This window comes from Paenibacillus terricola (genome assembly GCF_014779765.1).
GTDB classification, from domain to species: domain Bacteria; phylum Bacillota; class Bacilli; order Paenibacillales; family Paenibacillaceae; genus Paenibacillus_T; species Paenibacillus_T terricola.
This window is the reverse complement of sequence record NZ_JACXZA010000005.1, coordinates 128,219-151,639: the sequence shown is the minus strand read 5'-3', so window position 1 is coordinate 151,639 and position 23,421 is coordinate 128,219. Positions and strand designations below refer to the sequence as shown.

Below are 23,421 nucleotides of genomic sequence, written 5' to 3'. Positions count from 1 at the left end.
TTATAGATATAGCTCAACCAGAAGGGTTTTTCGTCTTTCAGTGGAATTTCATGTACAATGAAATTTCAGATGTCATTTCACGGTTGATGTCATTTTATTTGTGATGTCAGTCTGCATTTGAAGTCATTCCACGCCAGAATTCATTTTACGATACAGGGAGTTGTCCAACCGACCATGAATAAGAAGGAACTCGCACATATTCGCAAACAGCTGAAGCTGGACCATGAGATGTTAAAGCTTTTCGAGATATTGAACGTATACATCATGAAGGACAGCAGCGAGATTTACCATTACGAGCGGCAGCCGTTCGCCCTGTTGGATCGGGAGAAGCAGGAGCTGTATATGGGCAATTTCAAGAAGCTGCTGACCGGCGAATTGGATCAGAAGATGTTCGAGTTGAAGTTCCAGGACAATGCGGAGGAGCCTTCCAGAGAGCTGCTTCACCAAGCGCTCATTACAGGCGATCCGGATGAATGGCATGATCTGATGATCCTGCTGGTGGAGAAAATGCTGAAGGATACGAAGTATGAGAAAGATACGGTCGTGACGTTCGTGCGCGGACAATACGCCCGTCCGACGAGGGTGCGGAGCGAAGAGTCCGAAGAGAGCTCCAAGGACGAGATGTTCTCGCATCCGTTCATTCTGTGCAGCGTGAATTCGACGGAACACCAACGGAAGCTTCTTATGTTCGACTATGTGGAGCGAGTATACAATTATAGTGTGTTCGTCGATCCGATTATCAAATTGAACACGCCGGAGCAGGGCTTCTTCTATCCGAGCGTGACGGACAACTATTCGGACGTGAATCGTGTGCTGTATTGCTCAGGCAAAGCGCATGAACCGAATCTGCATTTCGTTGAGCAGGTGCTGACGGCAGAGAAGTCCATAACAGCGATTGAAGAGCGTGCGATCTTCGAAGATATCGTGAAAGAAGTAGCGGGCGAGCAGTTGGATGCTTCAGCGATCGCTGCGGTGTACGAGGAGATTAATCGGGTTATCGAGGAGAACGAGGGAGAAGAACCCGCGAAGCTTGATTTTGTCGATGTGGAACGCATGTTGACCGGAAGCGGGATCGAGAACGTAACGCGTGAGAAGGTGGAGCGCGCATTCGAGACGGTCGTTGATGATCGGAACTTTGAACTCAAGGCGAGCAGCGTGATTCCGAAATTCACTACGAAATCGATCAAGATCGATACGAAGGTTGCTACGATTACGATCAGCCCGCAGGATTTGAAATACATCAGACAGGTCAACTATCAGGGCAAACGCTGCATCATGATCGAGGTTGACGAGGACGCGGTAATCGAAGGCTTCACGCTGAATACCGAGACGTTGTAACTAACGTTGCATCAGCAACGCCTTAATCAACGGAAGATGGACAATTCCACTAGACCACGGTCACTATGACTGTGGTTTTATTTTTTTTAAATAATTTTCAAATATATAGAAACCCAGACCTATCGTTTGTTGATAAAATAATAAGAGATAAGCCACAACCAACCCATCTCGAGGATAAGAAATGTACGCGTTGACCCACTCATCCTTGGTCACGTTGACTATAGTAAGGGAGCAGGCCCATGAGAGTAGTCCTCATCGATGACGAACAGCTTGCGTTGAATTTGCTGGAATACCAGCTCGCGAAGATCGACAATGTTCAAGTCGCAGCCAAATTTATCGATCCGCAGGCCGGCAAAGCATACATCCTTCGCGAAGCTGTCGATGTCGTCTTCCTGGATATCGAAATGCCCGAAATCAATGGAATCGAGCTGGCTGAACAGTTATTGGAGAGCAAACCTCAATTATTGATCGTTTTCGCAACGGCTTATAACGAGTATGCTATTCAAGCCTTTGAACTCAATGCGCTTGATTATATATTGAAACCGGTTGGACCGGAGCGGTTATCGAAGACGGTGCAGCGGGTTCAAGAACGTCTGAAAGAACCATCAGCGGAATCGACTGCTGCCGTGCAGCAGCTGCATATTACGATGTTCAAGCAAGTATCGATGTGGTTCGATGACGATGCGTCTATATCGATCCGATGGCGAACGGCCAAGGCCCAAGAATTGTTCCTCTATTTGCTTCAGAATCGGGGACAGTACGTACGCAAGACCGCGCTGGCCGAATTGTTATGGCCCGAATACGAGACGGATCGAGCCTATTCGCAGTTATATACGTCGATCTATCATATTAGGAAAACGTTAATTCCGTTGGGCGGCTATGTCGAGCTGTCCAATATAGCGGACAGTTATGTTCTGCAATTGGACCGTGCGGTGCTGGATGTGGAGGAATGGGAAGGCAAGATCCGTTCTTTACAGCCGATAACAGATGACACGATCGAAGAATATGAGCGAATAATGGTCTTGTATGCAGGCGATTATTTGCAAGATGCCGAGTATTGGTGGGTGGAAGGCGAACGTCAACGGTTACATCAGCTATGGCTCCGTATTGCTACTCAAATGGCGGAGTGGTATCAGACCAGCGGGAGACCCGAGAAGGCGATTGAGAAATATACCGAGATATGCGACCGTTATCCGCAATCGGAAGGGGCGCACTTTGCATTGATGCAGCTGTATGCAGACAGCAACAATCGCCTATCGGTGCACCGCCAATATCGTTGGTTAGAGGACGCGATGATGACAGCACTAGATGAACGACCAAGTCCGTTTATTACGGAATGGTACGACAATTGGAATGATAAACAAAAGGAATGAACCCGCGCGGGCTCATTCCTTTTGTTTATTCGGGATTTGAAAACGAACCGTAGTGCCCTCTCCCGGCGCGCTCTGGATCTGCAGGCCGCTGCCATAGAACTGCTTCAGGCGTCGATTCGTATTGGTCAAGCCGATTCCTCGGTCTCCCCCGGTCGGGCTTAGAACTTGCCGCAGCTTGTCTTCGCTCATTCCGACGCCATCATCGCTGATAAATATATTTACGTTATCCGAATCGTCTTCAATTCGAATTACGATGGTTCCGCCGCGGGCGCGCTGTAAGATTCCGTGCTTCACGGCATTCTCGACAAGCGTCTGAATGGAGAGAGGCGGCAATAGAAACTGGAGATCCGCCTCGGTGTTCCATTGAACTTGGAGCCGATCTCCGAACCGTTCCTTCTCGATGAATAAATAAGAACGGACGAGAGCCAGTTCCCGGTCGATTGGAATCTCGCGTGCAGAGTTGTGAAAATCAAAGCTCATCCGCAAGTAATTGCTGAAAGCATCAAGAAGAGCCAGCATCCTGTCGTTATCCATCGTGCCGAGAGCAGCGATCGAATTTAATGTATTGTAGATGAAATGAGGCTGCATCTGGGATTGAAGCCATGCGGCTTCGAGCCGTATACGTTCCTCGGTTGACAGCTTAAGCTCCGTCAAAGCGTGCACCCGGGATCTTAGCTCCCACGCATCGACCGGCTTCATTACATAATCGTTAGCTCCCGCTTGAAACCCGGCGAAGAGATCCTCGGAACGGTTTCTTGCCGTTAATAGAAGTATCGGAAGCTCGGATACGGAGAATCGTTCCCGAACGATGCGAGTGAGCTCATATCCTGACATATGAGGCATCATAACGTCCGATATGATGAGATCGAACGACTCGCTGTCCAGCATAGTGATAGCGTCCTTGGCGCTATTGACGGTTGTTATGCGATATTGTGCAGCACCTAATATGTCACTTAATATGAGCAAATTAATGTTGTCATCGTCGACAGCCAATATCTTCGATTTGTTCTCCTCAGCGTTGGCGGCGATTGAGAGGGGAGTTTCGGCTCGTTCGGCAGCAACCGCGACCTCATCCTCGGCCTCAGCCTCAATGTGCCCGATAGGGGCGAAGGTCTCCGCTTCTCTCGAATGCTCGATAGCCTCCGATAGCGGCAAGGTAAAGGTGAATGTCGTACCTTGTCCGGAGATCGAAGCGACCTTAATTGTTCCGCCATGAAGCTCTACCAGCTGCTTGCAAATGCTTAATCCAAGCCCGAAGCCTCCGCCTGCTCTCGTTAGATTCGAACTGCCTTGCTCGTAGGGCAAGAATATTCGGTTCCGCGTCTCTTCATCCATCCCAATCCCGGTGTCGCGAATATGAATATGCGCCATCCCGTTCTCAATTGAGGCATCGATGGTGATGGTCCCTTTATCCGTAAACTTAATCGCATTATGGAGCAGGTTGAACATAATTTGAATAAGCTTGTTCTCATCGGCCTTAACAGAAGGTAAGGCGTCAGTGATCCCAACCTGCAGCGTGACTGGCTTACCGCCCAACATGAATCGGAGCATCTCCAGCACGCCGGCGACCACGGACTGTATGCGCACGCTTCCGATCTGCAGACGAATGGCGTTCTCATTCAGGCGAACGACATCGAACAGTTCATCCAGCAGCAGCGACATGCGTCTTGCGACGGTAAGCTGGAGCTCCAGCCTTCGCCGATGATCATCGGTTGCCGGATTGACGACATCGTCTAATACGCTCTGCGTAATGTTCATAATTCCGTGCAGTGGATTTCTTAGCTCATGCGACGTATTAACAAGGAAATCGTCCTTCTGCCGATTGGCTTGCTGCAGCTTGTCCGCAAGCTGTTTGGTCTGCTCGTTCTTCCGAACGAATTGCTTGAACCAGAAGGCGGCAAGACAGAACACGGCAATGATCAGATCGAACGGGTAATGCATCATCTGGATCGAAGTTCTGCCTTCGATGATCGCCCATACGATGTTGGTCGCAACAGCGGTACAGCCGAGCAGCATGTAGATGGCGTCTTGTGTTCGCTTGTTTGCGGATTTCAATATCCGTCCTGCAATAGCCAGAGAGGACAGCAACGTAGCGCCGAGCAGCAGCTTGATCGTCGGAACCGCGTAAGTAGACGGCGCCATTAGGACGAACGCTGCATAGGCGAGACAGTAGACTGCAAACCACCGCAATATTCTGTCTTTGCCTTCGTTCGGAAACATATTGTTCACAAGCGGCGGTAAGAAAGCCGAGATTCCGATATAAGACAATATCGCAATCTTGCTGAACAATTCGTATGACAAAGAGAACCAGACCATCAACAGTTTCTCGTCTGAGCACAATACGCTGAGAATGGCGCTGAAGATTAACAAAGAGAAGTAGAGTATTCCCCTGTTGGCGACACCCATCAGATATAGGATGACGGCATATATGCCATGTACCAATAATACGATGCATAACATGAATTGCAGGTTGATAGAGAGATGGCTGAAACGCTGAATCGATTCGACTGTTCCGAGCCGAATGGCATGCGTAATGCCGCCTTCACCGGCATGATTCGAGACCTGAATCACAAGATCGATGCTTGTACCGCCAGTAGGAAGATCAACGGTATAAGGAGTGTGTCTGGCTTGCTGCAACGCAGGTTTCTCTGACGGATACCCTGCTCTTGCAGCCAATTGACCGTTAATATAGACGGCGGAAGCAGTGCGAATCTCATCAATTCGCAACTGCAGGCTTTGATTGCTGTTTTCATCGACTAGTATTCGGAGTCGATAAGTTCCATAGCGATATAAGCCGTCATGGTGAGGGAAATAAGGCTCCCATGCGTCGGGTACCTGAATATACGTTTGTTCCGATTCCATAGAAGCGTTGTTCTCTGGGATCAACAGCTTGTAAGGGATGAATGCCCATTCCCCGTCCAGGGCAAGATTGCCGTTATGCGGGAACATCTGCCCTCGCAGGTCGAGAACACCCTTGACCGCTTGCGGACTTTCGATTGGCCGCTGGAATTCGAGAAACGTTAACCGCAGTCCGGTGATAATCAGAAGAAAGAGAATGACAATGATCGTTATCTTTTTGTTAGTCAGCATAATTTCTTTTATTCGCCCTGAAATTGTTATTTCCTTTTTGATGAAATTTGTCGAGAAGTTGTAGTGTTAGATATGTAATAATAAGGGGTGAATTACTGCGCTACTAGAATGAGAGATAGCCTTTCATATAGCTGCTAGCTGCTGAACAAAGGATGGATTGTAATGGACATGGAAGGAAGCTACAACTACTATATCGTCGCGCTCTCGGTATTGATTGCGATATTTGCATCTTTTTCCGCTTTGAATATCGCCGCGAAGATTTCGCATTCGAAAGGAAAAACTCGTTTCTTCTGGCTGCTATCCGGCGCTTTCGTAATGGGGACCGGCGTTTGGTCGATGCATTTTGTCGGCATGCTGGCGTTTCATCTGCATGCTGGAGTGAAGTATGACGCATTGCTAACGATTGTTTCAATGTCAGCCAGCATCATCTCTTCTTTTATTGCGTTCTATATCACGATGCCGAAGAGCATTAATTGGTTAAAGATCGCAATAGGCGGTTTTATTATGGGCAGCGGGATCGTGGCGATGCATTACATAGGCATGGAAGCTATGATTATGAACGCCCGATTGACGTATGACCCAACGCTGTGGGGCTTGTCGGCCATCATCGCACTGGTTGCTTCTTATGCTGCCTTATTGCTATTCCTACGTTTCCGGAATCAGTCGTCGTCTAGTATGTTGAAATGGCTCTCTTCCATTATTATGGGATTCGCGATTTGCGGGATGCATTATACGGGAATGAAAGCGGCCAGGTTCTATTTCGAGGACGGCATGACGATGAATCATACCTCATCCGGATCCGTAGACTTCTTCCTGCTGTATGGCGTGACGATCACCATATTCATCATCTTAATGGTATCTTGGGGAGCTATGCTGTTCGATCGACATGTATTGGCCAAGATGGCCTATGAGGACTCGATTACAGGCTTGCCTAACCGAAATGCAATGAATCGCTTCTTCGATACGCATATGGGCAGCGACAGCCCGATCGGCGTCTTGTTTCTGGATCTGGATCGGTTCAAAGCGATCAATGATACGCTGGGTCACAACATCGGCGATTTGCTTGTGCATGAAGTAGGCGCGCGGCTGCGTCAATTTATCCACGGCGATCAGCAGGCGTACCGGATAGGCGGCGATGAATTTCTATTCATTGTGGAACGTTGCGACCTGGAGCGGGCGGAACAGCTCGCGAATCAAATCCTCCAGAGCATTAAGAAGGTTTATCGAATCGAAGGGAATGAGTTATATATTACGGGGAGCATCGGAATCAGCATCGGTTCGATCGACGAATCCGACCATCTGTTCCTGCTGAAGACGGCAGATACGGCCATGTATAAAGCGAAAGGGCTCGGCAAGAACCAGTATTGCGTGTACACCGATGAAATGGGCGTTCAAGAAATCCGCAAGATGGAACTGGAGAAGGATTTGCAGAGAGCGCTTGAGCATAACGAGTTCTTTATTGTATATCAACCGAAGTGGAATGTGAAGACGAACCAATTGTTCGGGTTCGAAGCATTGCTTCGCTGGCAGCATCCAAGGTTAGGCGTCGTTTCGCCTAGCGAATTTATTCCGATTGCAGAAGAGACGGGACTCATTATACCGATGACCCGATGGACGTTGGAACAAGCATGCCATCAATGCAGAGTGTGGAATGCCCGGGGAATTGATCAGCCGGTATCGGTCAATTTGTCGGTTCGGTTGTTTCAACCCGACATCTTATTGGAATGGATTCAGAACGTTCTGGAAGAAGCGGGCTTGGACCCGCACTATCTGGAGCTTGAAATTACGGAGTCCATGGTTTTCTACGACGTCAACGATATTATTCATCAACTCGAGAACATTCGCAAACTGGGCGTTCGGGTTTCGATGGACGATTTTGGAACAGGTTACTCTTCTATCGGGCTCTTGGACCGGATGCCGATCGATGCGCTTAAGCTGGATCGCTTATTTACGAATGATCTGGATACGCCGGGCAAACGCGCCATAATTCATGCAATTATATTGATGGCGGAACGACTTCATCTGGATGTCATTGCCGAGGGCGTAGAGAATGAAGAGCATATTGAATTCCTGACGCAATTGGGCTGTTATGTCATGCAAGGATACTTCTACGGCAAACCGATGAACGGCGAGGAAATGATCACATGGATCGAGGGCCACAATGAAACGGGTTCCCATCAAGCGGCAGCCACGTCGATAGATGAATAAAACGTTAACTAAGTCCATGACATTTCAAAAGCCTGCTCGGTACATCCTAAGGATCGGTTGAGAGCAGAAAAGCCTAGTCCTCCTTATGTGAGGGCTAGGCTTTTCTTGTTGATTTCGTTACGACTAAGCAATGATCAACAGCGGCAGTATAGAAGCTTACGGAATAATGTGGTTCTAGAAAGGAATAGGCCTATTATGTAGACTTGATATATCCAATAATTTCAAAGTAGGTTTTAGAAGAGTGAACAAAGTTCGGAACTTGATAAATATCGTCGATCGGCTAGGCCAGGAGGAGAATATGAAGTGCAATGAATGCGGATATGAGCATAACCGCGATAAGTGCAATTGGACGTATAACGGTAATGAATCTTATGAGATAAAGTCCAATATTTTGGATTCTCTAATACTTACGGAAATAGCAGAGTATGCATTATCTTCAAATACTCCAGGGGATCAAATATACATTGATACATGGCTAATCGATTGTCTATCCTGCGAAACATGCTCACTGCAAAATATCAGGAACAAAATGGAACTATCGGAAGTCGAAGATAAATATCGAGACAAAGGGCTTGTTATTCAGTATTTCTTTTAAATATTCTTTGTTCAATTCGAGGAGTCGACCCCAAGGTTACAATCATAACTAAAGGGGCACTCCTTTTTGCTGTGTTACTCCTAACGTGTATTCCCTAGCCTTACTTAACCTCACCTCCTCCTCTCATCCCCTCATGTACGTTTTACGCTATCAAGTTAAAAACGAATTATATACTCGCTTTTACCAGTTCAATACAATTAAACATGTACCACAACCATATAGAAAAGGGGAAGGTTATGAGTCGATATGCGAAGTTTGCTAAAGTGTTGACGCTCTCCGTTGCGATCGGTCTGCTGCCGACACTCGCTGCTTGCTCGAAAGACAGCAATGAAGGGTCGCCAAGCAAATCCACTAGTCAGTCCGATACGGGAACAGGTACGACGCAATCTACAGACACCGGTAATTCAGGAGAGCTGTGGAATCAGAAATACGATCCGCCAGTTACTATTACGACGGCTTTTATGGACGACGGTACGTCCAGGGGCAATGCGTTCAAGCCGGGCGAGTCGATGGAAGACAACGCGAATATCCGGTGGATGAAAGACAACATGGGCATTAACGTCAAATTCGATTTCATCGTCACGAAGCCGGAAGATTACGATACAAAGCTTCGCTTGCTGCTGTCGAGCGGCGGCAAGCTGCCTGATGCTTTCGCTGCATCGAACGACCCATTGCAGAGCTTGCTATCGGCGAACAAGCTGATGCCACTGGATGAGGCGATTGAGAAATACGCGCACCCGGAGTATAAGAAGCTGCTGGAGAAGTACAGCTATGCGCTTGGAGAAGTGAAGAAGGACGGCAAGATCTACGGTCTGCCAGCATTCTTCATGGGTGACGAAGGTACGGTCATGTGGATTCGCAAAGACTGGCTCGACAACCTTGGCCTGCAGCCGCCGAAGACGCTGGACGATTTCGAGAACGTTCTCAAGGCGTTCACGGAGAACGACCCCGATAAGAACGGCAAGAACGACACGATCGGCTTGGCTGTTCCACTGAAAGAAGGTCCTTGGACGTGGATGGGACAGACGGACGCAATCGTCAGCGCCCTCACGGACCAAATGATTAATACGTACGACGTGCGTTTGTTCTGGAACAAAGGCGCGGACGGCAAGCTGAGCTACGGTGCGATTCATCCGGATGCGAAGCTGTACTTAGAGAAGATGCGCGACTGGATGAGCAAAGGTTACCTGGACAAAGAAGCGGGCATCAAGGATCCGTCCAAATCGTCGGAGCTGGCCGCAAGCGGCAAAGCCGGCATCATGTTCGGTCCATTCTGGATGGGCGAATGGCCGCTGGGCGACGCAACGAAGAACGATCCGAAAGCCGACTTCGAGCCGTTCCCACTTCCGACAGGTCCAACTGGTCTCGTAGGCCGCGCAGAGAAACCGCTGACGCAGGGCTTCACGGTGTTCAACAAAGACTTCCAGCATATCGACGCTTGGTTCGCATACTTCAACAAAATCTTCGCGAAGAAGCTGGAGCAAGCAGGCGATCCATACTTCGACCCACGCTGGAAGGACGGCTACCTCGAAGGCTACGATTACGTGAAGTTCAACGGTAAAGTCGTCAAAGGCAACTACGAGGCAGCTGGCGTTCCAGCTGAACAATGGCCGCTGAAGGACGGCGGTACGCTCGATATCCGTTACATGATGACGAACATCCTGGGCAACTTCACGAGCATTCCGGGCTCGAACGTGGCAGCGGTCAAGAAGTTCCTAGCAGACCCGAACGCTGAAGCTACCTCCTCGCTGGAGTTTGATGTAAGTCAAATGAAGAAGAGACAGCTGGGCGCAGCCGGCGTTCGCATTAACCAAGAGGTTAGCGAGGGCAAGAACTACTTCACCGGTCCAATGACAGCAACGATGAAGTCCAAAGGCGAACTGCTCAAGAAGCTCGCGACTGAGAGCTATCTGAAGATCATCTACGGCGAGAAGCCGATCGAGTACTTCGACGAATTCGTCAAGCAATGGCTCGACAACGGCGGCCAGAAGATTACGGACGAAGTGAACGAATGGTACGCGAAGAACCAGTAAGCCAGTAAGCTAAACAAGGAGGAGAGGGGGCTTCGGCTCGCTCCTCCTTCATTTTTGCAATAAAGGAAGGTGCATCATGGCAGCGTATTGGCGCAAAACGTGGCCGTTTCATTTGCTCTTATTGCCGGCTCTAGCATTGGTTATTATCTTTCAATATATCCCGTTGTTCGGGGTTGTCATTGCCTTCCAAGATTATGAGCCATGGCTTGGTATCAAGGGCTCGCCTTGGGTAGGCTTTGAGCATTTTCAATACTTGTTCACGTATCCGGACGGCAAGCAGGTCATCTGGAATACGCTTATTATCTCGGCGTTCAAGCTGGTCATTAACTTAATCATTCCAATCGTGTTCGCGTTGCTGCTCAATGAGGTGAGCAAGACATTCTTCAAGCGGTCCGTGCAGACCTTTGTTTATTTGCCGCACTTCCTGTCGTGGGTTATTCTCGGGGGCATCATGCTGGATATTCTGTCGCCGGAAGGCGGAATCGTCAATCGCGTGCTGAACGCGTTCGGCGTGGACAGCATCTTCTTCTTGGGGAATGGCTCGTGGTTCCGGTTTACGGTTGTGCTTAGCGACGTGTGGAAGGAATTCGGCTTCTCCGCAATTATTTTCCTAGCTACGCTGGTTGGCATTAATCCGGCACTGTATGAAGCAGCTGAAATCGACGGGGCATCCCGTTGGCAGCAGGTCATCTCGATCTCTGTTCCGCTAATCATGCCGATCGTGATCGTTGTCGCAACGTTGTCGCTTGGTCGGATTCTCGATGCGGGCTTCGACCAGATTCTGAACTTATACAATCCGCTCGTCTATTCGCATGGCGATATTATCGATACGTTCGTCTATCGCGAAGGTCTGAATAACGGACAGTTCAGCTTCGGTACAGCGGTGGGACTGTTCAAATCGTTTATCGGTTTCATCCTAATCGTGATCAGCTACCGAATGGCTTTCAAGCTTGCTAACTATCGCATTTTCTAAAAAGGGGGCCTCCTCGTCATCATGAAATATCGCTCTCGAGGTTATTCCGTATTTACGTTCTCGAACACGATTTTTCTTGCGCTGCTGTCGCTGATCTGCGTTCTTCCTCTCATTCACGTATTGGCGTTGTCCTTCAGTTCGCGTGCTGCGGCAACAGCGAATATCGTGAACTTCTGGCCGGTCGGCTTTACGACCGATGCTTATGTGAAGACGCTTGGCAATGCGATGTTTCTGAAGTCGTTATGGATTGGCGTCGAGCGGACGGTGCTTGGCGCCGTGCTGTCAATGGTCGTTGTAACGATGGCGGCATACAGCTTGTCCAAGACGAATTATAAGTTCAAGGGGCGCCAGATCTACATCTGGATCTTCGTCTTCACGATGTTGTTCTCGGGCGGACTTATTCCTTCTTATATTCTGATCAGCAAGCTGCACCTAATCGATTCCATCTGGGCGCTCGTGCTTCCGCCTGCCGTCAGCGTATGGAATATGATTCTGATGCTCAATTTCTTCCGTACGATCCCTGAGGACTTAGAGGAGGCTGCCTTCATTGACGGAGCGGGTCATCTGAGGGTGTTGTGGAGCGTGTACCTGCCTGTATCGATGCCGTCGATTGCGACGTTGTCGTTGTTCACGATGGTGTCCCATTGGAACTCATGGTTTGACGGGATGATCTATATGTCCAATCCAGATGGGTATCCGCTAGCCACCTATTTGCACTCTATGATTGTAAGTGACAACCTGTCGCGCATCGGTGTAACATTGGATAGTGTAGAAAACTTCTCCAACCGAACGATCAAAGCGGCACAAATTTTCATCGGCGCCCTTCCTATTCTGATCGTCTATCCTTTCTTGCAGAAATATTTCGTTAAAGGGATCGTACTCGGATCGGTCAAATCCTAATCGGATGGTTCCCGGCCCTATCATACAACTGAATCGGGGGAGCTCATGTTCAGAATCAGACGCAGACCTGCCGGCAAAATGAATATTTTCACGAAGGTCATGATTGTCATCGTTCTGATGCTCATCCCGATTATCGCCATGTATAATTCTTCGAACAAGACCAGTACCCGTGTTGTCGAACAAGAGCTGCTGCAGATTAACTTGAACCGCATTCGTTTCTTCGTCGAACAGATGGATGTCGAGGTGAACCGACTGTGGCGAGCGGCCTTCGTCATCGCGGCGGATCCGGATACGCTGCAGCTGCAGCTTCGGACTTCCTCCGAACCTAATTACTCCACGCTGGAGACGAAGCGGGTGCTGCTCCAGAAGCTGGATATGCAGTCGACCTCCTTCGAATGGGAGAACGACTTCACTGTTTATTCGCCGCTGTCCGATGTTGTTGCTTCTACGAATATGAAACAGGTTTACGATTCTGCCTATTTCAAGGACTCTGTCTATGACCGGTGGGATTATCGCGTCGCCTTGACGGATCGAGGACCGGAGAAGGTGTTCGTACGCGTGCTTAATACGCCGTTCGAGACCCTTACGAAGCTGGGCGATCCGAATTTGTATGTCGAAGTGATGTTCACAGCCGATAATTTGGTGAAGATGCTCGACCGATTCATGCAGGGCAGCGCCTCGCAACCGTTTCTCTACCACCCCGATTATGATCCGATCATGTCTCGCGAGCTAGACCCCGAACTGATCAAGGCAATGGCTGAGCAGTTCAATATTATTAAAGCGGAGAACCCTGCTGAGGGTTCTGTCACGATAACGTTTCGCGATGAACCGTATCTCGTCAACTATGTCGCTTCATCCTCGCTTGGCTGGTATTTGGTCGACTTCCAGCCCATGAAGAAGGTGCTGCAGCCGATCAATCACAGCAAGCTGACGTTCTATGGCGCGGGTTTGCTGCTGTTGTTGATGGGAATCGCAAGTGCATCGCTGTTGTACCGCAATGTGCAGAAGCCGATCAATGATCTGATTCGAGGCGTGAAGTCGCTTCGGCGAGGAGCGTACGATCATCGAATTAATAGCGGGCCGAATAACGAGTTCCATTATTTGATCGAGCAGTTCAACCTCATGTCCGAAGACATCCAGACGTTGATCGATAAGGTGTACGCGGAGCAGCTTAGCGCCAAGGAGTCTTCGCTTAAGCATTTGCAGGCGCAGATCAATCCTCATTTTCTATACAACAACTTCGCATATATTCAGAGTATGGCGCAGTTGGATCGGACGAAGGTCATCATCGCCTTCACCCAGCACTTAAGCCAGTACTATCGGTACACGACGCGGACAGAGCAGCAGTTGACGATATTGGCCGAAGAGATGGATCTTATCCGCAACTATCTGGAGATACATCGGATGCAGTCGGAGCGCTTGCATTACCAGGAGCATATTGAAGAAGAATTGATGTCGAATCTAATGCCTCGTCTGCTGTTCCAGCCGCTTGTCGAGAATGCGATCGTGCATGGCATGGAGGGCAAGAGAGGACAGTTCGAGATTGTTATTACCGGCAGCAGGACGGAAGATGGCTGGGAGCTTGTCGTAGAGGACAATGGCGTCGGCATGAAGCAGGGCGATCTGCTTGCATTAAGACATTCCTTGACCTTATTAACGAGCGCGGATCACAGCCTTGGGCTGCGAAACGTTCATCAGCGTCTTAAGCATTATTATGGACCGTCGTCAGGCTTAATGATCGATCATTCGCCGCTCGGAGGACTTCGCGTTGGGCTGAAGATTAAAGACGGAGGCGATTAACGATGCTAGAGGTTCTAATCGTAGACGATATCCCATCTCAAGTTGATAGTATCGCCGCTACCATTCCGAAAGACGAGCTTGGCATAGGCGCCATTCATAAGGCTTATTCCGGGGAAGAAGCGCTGCAGCTCTATCGGGACCATAATATCCATATCGTCATTACCGATATCCGGATGCCCGAGATGAGCGGAGTCGAGCTGATCCGGGAAATCCGCGAGATGGGACGCAAGGCGAAGATTATCGTCATTTCGGGATACGCGGATTTCGAATATGCGCAAAGCGTAGTTCCTTATAATACATCCGGTTATATGATGAAGCCGGTGAACCCGGATCAGCTGCGAGTTACGCTGAACCAATTGTCCGAAGAGATTGCCTCTGAGCGTAAGCTGCAGGAGCAGCAACAGCGCGATACTTACGCGCTTCGCGAGAGCCTTCCGGCTCTCCGTAATGAGCTGCTCAACCGGCTGTTGTATGACAACGGCATTCCATGCGCAGAACTGGAACGGAAGCTGTTTCTGCTGAATGTTCCTTTTCCACTTCATCAGAAGGCAGGCTTATTCATCGTCAGGCTGGAGGGTAAGCTTCAGCAATACGAGCGGATGGACAAAGGGCTGATCGAATATGCGGTTACGAACATGGCGGAAGAGCTGTTCCGGGAAGACTTCCATCTCTGGTTCTGTCGGGATCATAACGAATATCTCGTGTTTCTCGTTACGCCGAAGGATGCGAGCGGGACAAGGGCGCAGATGCTCCAGCATGTGATGGATGTTCAGGCGGCGGCGCTTAAGAAGAAAGCGGAGTCGCTCCTGAGCGGCACGATCTCGATCATCGTCGCTCAGAATTGGGCGAGCTTCCCCGAGGGGGTGCCGCAGCTGTATCGATCGGTTATCGATGGCATGCGGATGATCGAAGAGCAAAGGCAGAGCGTGTTTCTCCGGTTTGCGGGCAAGAATGGTCAGCCTCGGATCGGAACATTGACGTCACTGTATCGGCCGCCACTCTTGATGCATTTGTTGGATACAGGGAACTGGGTGCAAGCGGAGGAGAAGCTGACGGAGGTTTTCGCTGAGCTGAGGAGCGTCAACTATCCGCCGGAGCATGCGAATGAAGCGTATTTCGCGATAGCGAACGCGTATCAATATATGGCGCATAAGAAAGGCAAGCTGCTGAGCGAGTTCGGCGCTCCTTCTTTTGGCCTCATGCCGGCGGCGCCTTCGCTTGGTCAGTTGGAGAAATGGGCGTTCATGATCCTGCGCAATCTTCGAGAGCAATCAGCCGATTCGTCCGACAGGCAGAAGGGTTTGGTGGATCGGGTTCATGCGTTCATCGAGAAGAATATCAATGACAACCTATCGCTTCAGACGATTGCGGCGCACATCGATCTGCATCCAGCGTACTTATCAAGAGCTTATCGGGCAGAGACAGGGAACAATCTAAGCGATTTTATTCTGCGGTATCGGATGGAATTAGCCTCGTATCTATTGCGCAGCAGCGACAAGAAGATCTACGAGGTTGCCCAGACGGTTGGTTACCAGGCCGTGCCGCATTTTATCAAACTGTTCAAGGCGTTCTCGAATATGACTCCACAGGAGTTCCGCGATCGGGCGGGGGTGAAATGAGGTAGGTGGGAGTACCAGCTCTTGACGTTGGGATTATAGAAGTATCTTTACGTATGTTATAATGAGGCTAACCGACTTAAGGCAAAGGAGGATTATCCATGATCTCCAAACCCGATAAGCAGCCGGTGGAAACCCAAGAGGATGATTATGCGATTGATGATCTTGTGGAAGCTGCCGGTACCTTGACACCTGAACGAGGAAAAGAACTCCTTGAAGAAGTAAAGAGAGCACGCGAGGACTGGAATTCATGAATCGGATATTCCACTTATCAAAATAGAGTCAACATAAACAGAGCAGCCTTGTCGTATAGGCTGCTCTTTGCCTTATGTCATTCTCTAACTTCTATATAACAGCTAAAGGAGCATAAACCAATGAATCTAGAATCCGTCATGCAGGAGCTCGAAGCGCTGGGCAAGGAACGGCTGAAGAAAATGTACCTATCCAATGGAGCGCATGAACCGCTCTTCGGAGTGGCGACTGGCGAGATGAAGCCTCTCTTCAAGAAAATCAAAATCAATCAAGCGTTGGCGGACGAGCTTTACGCGACTGGAAACTATGACGCGATGTATTTCGCCGGCATCATTGCCGATCCGAACGGGATGACCGAGGCGGATTACGACCGCTGGATGGACGGGGCTTACTTCTATATGTTGTCTGACTTTGTTGTGTCTGTCACCTTGTCGGAAGCGGATATTGCGCAGCAGGTCGCGGATAAGTGGATTGCAAGCGGCGATGAGCTGCGGATGTCGGCGGGCTATAGCTGTTACTGTTGGCTGCTCGGCAATCGGAAGGACAGCGAGTTCTCTGAAGGCAAAATCGCCGCAATGCTCGAAACGGTACGCAATACGATTCATGACGCACCACTGCGCGCGAAGTATTCGATGGGTAATTTCTTATATACAGTGGCCGTATCGTATGTGGCTCTCCATGATAAAGCCGTTGAGACGGTCGAGGCGATTGGTCCTGTTGAGGTTGTCAAAGGCGGCAAGAGCGCTGTTCTAAGCACCGCAGCGAATATTCAGAAGGCCGTTGATAAAAACCAGCTTGGTTTTAAACGTAAGCATGTAAGATGTTAGGGATCGATATTCAAAAAGCCGTGTTGATAGGGAAGGTCGATCCCTATTGGCACGGTCTTTTGTATGGAATTCCCCCATGGATAATGGACAAGTTATTAGAGAGTAAGTAGCCATATTTTTCATTTTGCCGAGGCGCCATTATTTATTAGCTATGGAATATGTTCGAATTGTGCTAAGATTTCATGAGGGATACGAATCAGAAATGGACGGATTATTCAAGATTGCAGTGCGAGGAGATAAGAAGTCGATGGAAGACAACAATAAACCGAATGTCGATGAACCGACTGGGCCGAAGAAGATCAGCCTGGCGGAAGCAATGAAACGTAAGTTGGAAGAGAAGAAACAAGCACAGTCCCAGAGCAAGAAGCAGCAATCGCATCTGAACGCAGGCGTTCAGAAGATGACGAGCCAGATTAAGAAGAAGCCGAATAATCAGAAGAAGCGTACTGGCGTTTAAGGATTCGAACAAATTGCAATGAATAAGAGTAGTTTATTAATGGAGTGATCTTTTGAGCAAGGGCAAGGGCACAGGCAGAGGTACCGACAAGAAGGGCTGGAACCGTTGGCAGGCAAGCGCGAATAGAAAGAAGAATGCGCCTAAGCCTTACACAAGCAAAGGCACGAAAGGCAAAAGCGATGCAACAGCCGCTGCTGCGAATTCCAAGCCGGATAAGGCACAGAAGTAACGTCATACACTATAATACACAATATTGAGGAGTGATCGTCTGGGTAAGCATAAGCCGATGTCATTTGATGATTTGTTGCTGGAGTTGAAGGGTCAGAAGACGGTTCAAGAGGATCCGAAGCATGTATCGTTCGAGAAGTTGTTCCACGAATCGTTCATGGTGAAGTATACGAATATGAACAGTTTCGAAGCGTTTATGGAGAAGGGCAATTTCCAAGCGAATACGCGCGAGGAGATTAAGAACATTCAAGATGAGTTATTCGATCGTCATGTGGCAAGAGAAACGAAATTCTCAAGTTGGCAAGCGATGCTGGATACAGCGACGAAGGAATATGAAGCGAAGTAACAGCATGAGCTGATGAATAAAAAGCGTTCGAACATCCGCGTACTAGGCTGCGGGAGGTTTGGGACGCTTTTTTCTCGTAATACTTCCACCATGTTCATCTATTCCATAACATGCGAAGATAACTCCCAGAGGAGTTGAATGAAATTATGGCTTATCAATTGATTAACGGCGTACGCGTCTGGGGAAAACCAGATGATGGGGCGCTGGCGCAAGCGATAACATGTGCGGAACACGGCAATGTCGTGCAAACGCTGCTCATGGCGGATCATCATAAAGGCTACAGCCAGCCAATCGGGGGCGTTGTTGTCTACGATGGGCAAATCTCCCCTTCCGGTGTTGGCTATGACATCGCATGCGGGAATAAGGCTGTGCGGACGAATCTGTTAGCGGCAGACATTAAGCCGAAGTTAGTGCGCCTAATGGACGAGATTGCTCGGCGTATCTCCTTCGGAGTGGGTCGAGTCAATAACGACAAGGTCGATCATGACTTGTTCGACGATCCTGATTGGGATGTGTACAAGTCGGTTGGCAAGCAGGAGCATGACAAGCTGAAGGCATTGGCGCAGAGCCAGCTTGGCACGGTCGGAAGCGGCAATCATTTTGTTGATTTGTTCGAAGAGACGACGACGGGGCGTCTGTGGATCGCGAATCATTTTGGCAGCAGAGGATTCGGACATAAGACAGCCAGCGGATTCCTCAATCTTGCAGCAGGCAGAGAATTTCTAGGCAAAGCTCCTGGAGAGACGATGGATCAACCTCCCGTTCTGTTAGACTTGAGCAGCGAGCTTGGTGATATGTACTATCGCGCAATGAAGCTGGCTGGACGTTATGCGTACGCGGGAAGAGACTATGTGATCCGTCAGGTGCTGTCTATACTAGGTGCGGAGGCCGATTACGAGGTACATAACCATCATAATTATGCTTGGAAGGAGATGCATAACGGTCGAGAGGTTGTTGTCGTTCGTAAAGGGGCGACACCGTCGGCGCCTGGCCAGGTAGGATTCATCGGCGGCAGCATGGGAGATATCTCGGTTATTGTGAAGGGCAAAGACAGTGTGGAGAATCGGGATGCTTATTACAGTACCGTTCATGGAGCGGGTCGGTTGATGAGCCGTACGCAGGCGGCGGGTCGGATGAATTGGAAAACCCGTGCTCGCAGCGGCGGCCAAATCTCGCAGAAGCAGATGATGGATGCGGTTCGGGATTACGGAGTGGAGCTGCGCGGTGCGGGAACGGATGAGAGTCCTTTTGTATACCGGAAGCTGCAAGAGGTGCTCGACGCTCATGCCGAAACGATCGAAGTTATGCATGTGCTGAAACCGATTGGCGTGTGCATGGCCGGAGCAGACGAGTTTGATCCGTATAAAGACTAAACAATAGAGACGCTAGTGGAGTGGGTGATCCTCCCTAGGCCGTATATGGCGATAAAAAGGCATCTTCGTAATCCGCTCAGTGGAAATTCGCAAATCCAATAGTAAAGCAGGTGTACTTATGACAAGGTTTCTAAGCATCCTCCTATCTCTGCTGCTCGCAGTGGCTGTCGTTCCTGCCGCAGATCGAGTTGCCGAGGTCGCATCGTCAATTTTGCTGCAGCACTTCCAACGAGTAGCCTTCTGGCGCAGCCCACGCATAGGCAATGGCAGCAAACTTAGGAGCGTGCTGAGCGGCGGCAGATACGCTGCTCCTGTGTGAGGGGCGTTGTCCGTTAACCGCATCATACCTCGGGCTGAAACCGAAATGAACAATAAGAAGAAGACGCCCTGGACTGACCTGGGCGTCTTCTTCTTATTCCTCTTAAAAATATCTATAGAAAACAAAGCTTACTCTTAAATTTGTAAAGTGTTTTGTATGCGCTTACTTGGTAATATCTAGATGCACCAAGAGAGAACGGCTAACTTACAAGGCGTAACATGATTCAGGCCTTTATTACTCATTCCGAAAGGGGGACAAGCTGATAACATTGCGTTATGTCACGTTACGAAGAAGGCTCTGCAGCTAGAATCGATCCTCGAGTTAAGGTAACGGCTATGCAGGATGCTCGCAGCAAGTGACATTTAATACAATATTAGGAGGTTATAGTGATGATGAAATGGACGAAGAAAGCGGTTTTGACTGTTCTGGCAGCAACAATGAGCATGGGCATGTTTGCGGCAACTTCAAGTGCGGCAACTGATTATTGGCAGAATTGGACGGACGGCGGCGGCACGGTTAACGCGGTGAACGGTTCTGGCGGCAATTACAGCGTCAATTGGTCTAACACCGGCAATTTTGTCGTCGGCAAGGGTTGGACCGTAGGCTCACCTACACGGACGATCAACTACAATGCGGGCGTATGGGCGCCATCTGGCAATGGCTATCTGACGCTCTATGGCTGGACTCGCAATTCGCTCATTGAGTATTATGTTGTAGATAGCTGGGGCACCTATCGTCCTACGGGAACGTACAAAGGGTCGGTATCGAGCGACGGCGGCACGTACGATATCTACACGGCTACTCGTTATAATGCGCCTTCCATCGATGGCACGGCAACGTTTACGCAGTACTGGAGCGTTCGTCAGTCGAAGCGTGCAACGGGCAGCAACGTTGCGATCACATTCGCTAATCACGTTAACGCATGGAAGAGCAAAGGCATGAATCTGGGCAGCAGCTGGACTTATCAGGTTCTGGCGACGGAAGGCTACCAAAGCAGCGGCAGCTCGAACGTAACGGTCTGGTAATCGGCAATAATCGGATGGCGAAGGACTGCCGGCTCACCGCCGGCGGTCTTAAGCACTTCCGAATGCTTTTGTAGACAAGCCAATGGGAGATATCGAGATGAGAAGGTTATCCGTTAGCGTGGCAATGATCCTACTAGCTGCCGCCATCAGCGCTTGTTCGCAAGCCTCGCCTGCGAATACGCCGCCGAAGTCCGATGCGGATCAAGCCAAGGCCGGTCAGCTCATTCTTGTTAAAGGCGGAACATTCAAGGATACTAAGTCCAACTTCTATGGGCAATCCATTACATTGCCTGACTTTTATATCGGTCAGTACGAAGTAACCCAGCGCGAATGGATTGAGGTCATGGGGACCAATCCATCGCAGTTTAAGGGCGGCGATCGACCGGTTGAGATGGTGAGCTGGTATGACGCTATCGAGTACTGCAACAAGAAAAGCGTCAGGGAAGGGTTAACGCCGTATTATACGATCGACAAGAGCAAGCAGGATCCGAACAATAAGAGCGAATACGATACGATCAAATGGATCGTAACAACGAATGCCGACGCCAACGGCTATCGACTGCCGTCGGAAGCGGAATGGGAGTACGCTGCAAGCGGAGGCCAGTTGAGTCAGAGCTATACGTATAGCGGAAGCAACGCTCCGGACGAGGTGTCGTGGAACTGGAGAAACGCGGGTACGAAGTATCTGTCGGGCGACTGGAACTGGCCGATCATCGAATCCAATCTCAATACGACGAAATACATTGGCAGCAAGAAGCCCAATGAGCTCGGGCTCTACGATATGTCAGGCAATATTAGAGAGTGGAGCTGGAACTGGTACGGAGACGGCTTGGACAATAGCAGCGGCGCTATGCGCGTGGTGAAGGGCGGCGGCTGGCTGGGCGACGTGGTGAGCAACGAGGTTTCTTACCGGGGCAAGTTCGAGGCGAGCGGATTTGGCCCTGATCAAGGGTTTCGAGTATGTCGGAATGCATAGAAGCATGTTAAGGACGGCGAATAAGGATTGATCTTCCTGCAGGCACAGGAACGTAGGAATGCTTATTCGTTGCGCAAGACCCCCGATCTCCATCGAGATCGGGGGTCTTTTTCATTTTGCCACCGAATGTTCATATCAATTTTTTCTAAGCTGCACCAAACATTTCATGCATCTCGTTTGTGTTACTAGAGAAGGGGGTCATTCATCATGGAGGAGCCCTTGCGGCGTACGAGCAAGGACATCACTCAAATCTACCAGCGTCATGTCCACACCGTCTACAAAGTCAGCTTCATGCTGCTGAAGAACGTGGTCGACGCGGAAGAAGTGACGCAGACCGTCTTCCTGAAGCTGATGCAGTCGGACGTAGCTTTTCGCGATCATGAACATGAGAAAGCTTGGTTGATCGTTACTGCCCGCAACCACAGCCGCAATGTGCTGAAGCACTGGTGGAGGCGCATGCGGACATCGCTTGAGGAGACCGATCAGAAGCTGCTGACAGAACAGCTTAAGCATGACGATACGCTTGGCGAGGTACTGGCCCTGCCTGCCAAATACCGGCTTCCGATATATTTGTTTTATTACGAGGGTTACAAGACGAAGGAGATCGCGGAGCTGCTTGCCGTGAATGAGGCGACGGTCCGCACGCAGCTGCATACGGGCAGAAAGCTCTTGAAGCTGAGGATAGGCGGTGATAGCGATGACTGAGAAGGAACTGCTCGAACGCCTGGCCCGTATAGGTCCTACGAACACGCAGACGGAGAGAATGCTGCAGCGAATTATGAATCCGTCCGAAGCGAAGTCGAAGCAGAAGCGGCAATGGCGCTGGAGTTATCGCATTGCGTTGCCGGCTATGCTGGGTGCGCTGCTTATCGGATTCGGTCTGCCATTGCTCATGAACGGGGAAGAGGAGCCTGCCATTGTCGTGCTTAAGCCTATCGTCACTCCTGTGCCAATGTCGATAGATATCAGTCCACGTGGACTCCATTTACCTCAGTTAGGCGAAGTCCGTAAGTTTCTGAATTACAACGGCAGTCGGTACGAGTTCCTGAACAACGGCCAGCCGTATGACCTATCGGAGTTGAAGCTGGAAGAGAGCGAGCCGCTCGGGAAGCTGGAGTATGACATTACGGTGGATATGCAGAACGGCGGAACGAATGGATACGCGAGCCGGGATTTCGGCACGACGTATATGACGGAAGGCATTCTTTACAAGCTGCCCGGCTATGATCCTGCTTTCCGATTAGCTGTCGCACGAGATGATCGCTATTATATTGTCCAGCTAGTAGGTCATACAGACGATAGCGCCATCGCGGCTAAAGATTATGTAGCGGCTGCTCGCTTGAACAAGCTGGTGGAGCGAGTGGAACTGTTGGAATATACCGGCAGCCAGCTGCTGCATGCGTGGAGCATCGAGAAGGAAGTTCGCGAGTGGGTCAAACATATTGCCGCATTCGAGTCGGCAGGCAAACTGACGAATGAGCAGTACGAACAACTGGCGAAGGCAAGAGTTCCAGGCGAGACGTATAAGCTTCGCGTAGTGTTGAAAGACGGCACGGCAATCGATATGCTGCTGACGCCTCGGCTGCGCCTAATCTCTATTGGGGATAGCCAATACAAGTTGTCCGATGATTGGGTTACAACATATTCCTATTTATTTCAATCAAATAATCAATAATCGAAAGGATGAACGAC

At 49.8% G+C, this 23,421-nt stretch carries 20 protein-coding genes; 19 read left to right on the top strand and 1 reads right to left on the bottom strand.

Going from position 1 to position 23,421, the window contains the following annotated elements:
* The first annotated feature begins 174 nt into the window (after positions 1 to 174).
* Both H8B09_RS19685 and H8B09_RS19680 read left to right on the top strand, forming a co-directional pair.
* On the top strand, positions 175 to 1,338 hold the full coding sequence (locus H8B09_RS19685; protein ID WP_191205289.1) for a DUF4317 domain-containing protein: 1,164 nt from the start codon (positions 175 to 177) through the stop codon (positions 1,336 to 1,338).
* 239 nt (positions 1,339 to 1,577) lie between these two features.
* Entirely contained in the window at positions 1,578 to 2,711 is a 1,134-nt protein-coding gene (locus H8B09_RS19680; protein WP_191205288.1) for a response regulator, read from the top strand.
* Between the two features lie 12 nt (positions 2,712 to 2,723).
* On the opposite strand, the gene H8B09_RS19675 is transcribed toward H8B09_RS19680, so the two are convergent.
* Positions 2,724 to 5,801 carry an ATP-binding protein gene (locus H8B09_RS19675; protein WP_191205287.1) on the bottom strand — a complete coding sequence of 1,026 codons (3,078 nt, stop codon included), beginning with the start codon at positions 5,799 to 5,801 and terminating at the stop codon, positions 2,724 to 2,726.
* A 168-nt stretch (positions 5,802 to 5,969) separates the two neighbouring features.
* On the opposite strand from H8B09_RS19675, the gene H8B09_RS19670 reads away from it, so the two are divergent.
* From H8B09_RS19670 to H8B09_RS19590, 17 genes are all read left to right on the top strand, one after another.
* Positions 5,970 to 8,009: a bifunctional diguanylate cyclase/phosphodiesterase gene (locus tag H8B09_RS19670; protein ID WP_191205653.1), complete on the top strand. Its 2,040-nt coding sequence runs from the start codon at positions 5,970 to 5,972 to the stop codon at positions 8,007 to 8,009.
* An 831-nt stretch (positions 8,010 to 8,840) separates the two neighbouring features.
* Positions 8,841 to 10,637, top strand: a complete 1,797-nt coding sequence (locus tag H8B09_RS19665) for an extracellular solute-binding protein (RefSeq protein WP_191205286.1) — start codon at positions 8,841 to 8,843, stop codon at positions 10,635 to 10,637.
* A 76-nt stretch (positions 10,638 to 10,713) separates the two neighbouring features.
* On the top strand, positions 10,714 to 11,610 hold the full coding sequence (locus H8B09_RS19660; protein ID WP_191205285.1) for an ABC transporter permease: 897 nt from the start codon (positions 10,714 to 10,716) through the stop codon (positions 11,608 to 11,610).
* 21 nt (positions 11,611 to 11,631) lie between these two features.
* Positions 11,632 to 12,510, top strand: a complete 879-nt coding sequence (locus H8B09_RS19655) for a carbohydrate ABC transporter permease (protein ID WP_191205284.1) — start codon at positions 11,632 to 11,634, stop codon at positions 12,508 to 12,510.
* 45 nt (positions 12,511 to 12,555) lie between these two features.
* Positions 12,556 to 14,310 carry a sensor histidine kinase gene (locus H8B09_RS19650; protein ID WP_191205283.1) on the top strand — a complete coding sequence of 585 codons (1,755 nt, stop codon included), beginning with the start codon at positions 12,556 to 12,558 and terminating at the stop codon, positions 14,308 to 14,310.
* 2 nt (positions 14,311 to 14,312) lie between these two features.
* Positions 14,313 to 15,929 (top strand): response regulator transcription factor, encoded by a 1,617-nt coding sequence (locus H8B09_RS19645; RefSeq protein WP_191205282.1) that lies wholly within the window; start codon positions 14,313 to 14,315, stop codon positions 15,927 to 15,929.
* A gap of 98 nt (positions 15,930 to 16,027) precedes the next feature.
* Positions 16,028 to 16,180 (top strand): hypothetical protein, encoded by a 153-nt coding sequence (locus H8B09_RS19640; RefSeq protein ID WP_191205281.1) that lies wholly within the window; start codon positions 16,028 to 16,030, stop codon positions 16,178 to 16,180.
* Between the two features lie 120 nt (positions 16,181 to 16,300).
* Entirely contained in the window at positions 16,301 to 17,005 is a 705-nt protein-coding gene (locus H8B09_RS19635) for a DNA alkylation repair protein (RefSeq protein WP_191205280.1), read from the top strand.
* 247 nt (positions 17,006 to 17,252) lie between these two features.
* Entirely contained in the window at positions 17,253 to 17,462 is a 210-nt protein-coding gene (locus H8B09_RS19630) for a hypothetical protein (RefSeq protein ID WP_191205652.1), read from the top strand.
* A 52-nt stretch (positions 17,463 to 17,514) separates the two neighbouring features.
* Positions 17,515 to 17,691 carry a DUF3934 domain-containing protein gene (locus H8B09_RS19625; protein WP_191205279.1) on the top strand — a complete coding sequence of 59 codons (177 nt, stop codon included), beginning with the start codon at positions 17,515 to 17,517 and terminating at the stop codon, positions 17,689 to 17,691.
* Between the two features lie 57 nt (positions 17,692 to 17,748).
* Complete coding sequence (locus H8B09_RS19620) at positions 17,749 to 18,036, top strand: hypothetical protein (RefSeq protein ID WP_191205278.1); 288 nt, start codon at positions 17,749 to 17,751, stop codon at positions 18,034 to 18,036.
* 146 nt (positions 18,037 to 18,182) lie between these two features.
* Positions 18,183 to 19,409, top strand: a complete 1,227-nt coding sequence (locus H8B09_RS19615; RefSeq protein WP_191205277.1) for an RtcB family protein — start codon at positions 18,183 to 18,185, stop codon at positions 19,407 to 19,409.
* Positions 19,410 to 19,527: 118 nt separating this feature from the next.
* Entirely contained in the window at positions 19,528 to 19,728 is a 201-nt protein-coding gene (locus H8B09_RS19610) for a hypothetical protein (protein ID WP_191205276.1), read from the top strand.
* Positions 19,729 to 20,117: 389 nt separating this feature from the next.
* Positions 20,118 to 20,753 (top strand): endo-1,4-beta-xylanase XynA, encoded by a 636-nt coding sequence (gene xynA / locus H8B09_RS19605; RefSeq protein ID WP_191205275.1) that lies wholly within the window; start codon positions 20,118 to 20,120, stop codon positions 20,751 to 20,753.
* Between the two features lie 97 nt (positions 20,754 to 20,850).
* A complete protein-coding gene (locus H8B09_RS19600; protein ID WP_191205274.1) occupies positions 20,851 to 21,729 on the top strand; it encodes an SUMF1/EgtB/PvdO family nonheme iron enzyme in 879 nt (292 codons plus the stop codon).
* A gap of 207 nt (positions 21,730 to 21,936) precedes the next feature.
* Entirely contained in the window at positions 21,937 to 22,434 is a 498-nt protein-coding gene (locus H8B09_RS19595) for an RNA polymerase sigma factor (protein WP_191205273.1), read from the top strand.
* Complete coding sequence (locus tag H8B09_RS19590) at positions 22,427 to 23,404, top strand: hypothetical protein (protein ID WP_191205272.1); 978 nt, start codon at positions 22,427 to 22,429, stop codon at positions 23,402 to 23,404. The genes H8B09_RS19595 and H8B09_RS19590 overlap by 8 nt, the downstream gene beginning before the upstream one ends.
* Positions 23,405 to 23,421 lie beyond the last annotated feature (17 nt).

Coding starts and splice junctions, on each gene's coding strand:
- H8B09_RS19685 (WP_191205289.1), top strand. CDS start 175: ATGAATAAGAAGGAACTCGCACATATTCGCAAACAGCTGAAGCTGGAC.
- H8B09_RS19680 (WP_191205288.1), top strand. CDS start 1,578: ATGAGAGTAGTCCTCATCGATGACGAACAGCTTGCGTTGAATTTGCTG.
- H8B09_RS19675 (WP_191205287.1), bottom strand. CDS start 5,801: ATGCTGACTAACAAAAAGATAACGATCATTGTCATTCTCTTTCTTCTG.
- H8B09_RS19670 (WP_191205653.1), top strand. CDS start 5,970: ATGGAAGGAAGCTACAACTACTATATCGTCGCGCTCTCGGTATTGATT.
- H8B09_RS19665 (WP_191205286.1), top strand. CDS start 8,841: ATGAGTCGATATGCGAAGTTTGCTAAAGTGTTGACGCTCTCCGTTGCG.
- H8B09_RS19660 (WP_191205285.1), top strand. CDS start 10,714: ATGGCAGCGTATTGGCGCAAAACGTGGCCGTTTCATTTGCTCTTATTG.
- H8B09_RS19655 (WP_191205284.1), top strand. CDS start 11,632: ATGAAATATCGCTCTCGAGGTTATTCCGTATTTACGTTCTCGAACACG.
- H8B09_RS19650 (WP_191205283.1), top strand. CDS start 12,556: ATGTTCAGAATCAGACGCAGACCTGCCGGCAAAATGAATATTTTCACG.
- H8B09_RS19645 (WP_191205282.1), top strand. CDS start 14,313: ATGCTAGAGGTTCTAATCGTAGACGATATCCCATCTCAAGTTGATAGT.
- H8B09_RS19640 (WP_191205281.1), top strand. CDS start 16,028: ATGATCTCCAAACCCGATAAGCAGCCGGTGGAAACCCAAGAGGATGAT.
- H8B09_RS19635 (WP_191205280.1), top strand. CDS start 16,301: ATGAATCTAGAATCCGTCATGCAGGAGCTCGAAGCGCTGGGCAAGGAA.
- H8B09_RS19630 (WP_191205652.1), top strand. CDS start 17,253: ATGGAAGACAACAATAAACCGAATGTCGATGAACCGACTGGGCCGAAG.
- H8B09_RS19620 (WP_191205278.1), top strand. CDS start 17,749: ATGTCATTTGATGATTTGTTGCTGGAGTTGAAGGGTCAGAAGACGGTT.
- H8B09_RS19615 (WP_191205277.1), top strand. CDS start 18,183: ATGGCTTATCAATTGATTAACGGCGTACGCGTCTGGGGAAAACCAGAT.
- H8B09_RS19610 (WP_191205276.1), top strand. CDS start 19,528: ATGACAAGGTTTCTAAGCATCCTCCTATCTCTGCTGCTCGCAGTGGCT.
- xynA (WP_191205275.1), top strand. CDS start 20,118: ATGATGAAATGGACGAAGAAAGCGGTTTTGACTGTTCTGGCAGCAACA.
- H8B09_RS19600 (WP_191205274.1), top strand. CDS start 20,851: ATGAGAAGGTTATCCGTTAGCGTGGCAATGATCCTACTAGCTGCCGCC.
- H8B09_RS19595 (WP_191205273.1), top strand. CDS start 21,937: ATGGAGGAGCCCTTGCGGCGTACGAGCAAGGACATCACTCAAATCTAC.
- H8B09_RS19590 (WP_191205272.1), top strand. CDS start 22,427: ATGACTGAGAAGGAACTGCTCGAACGCCTGGCCCGTATAGGTCCTACG.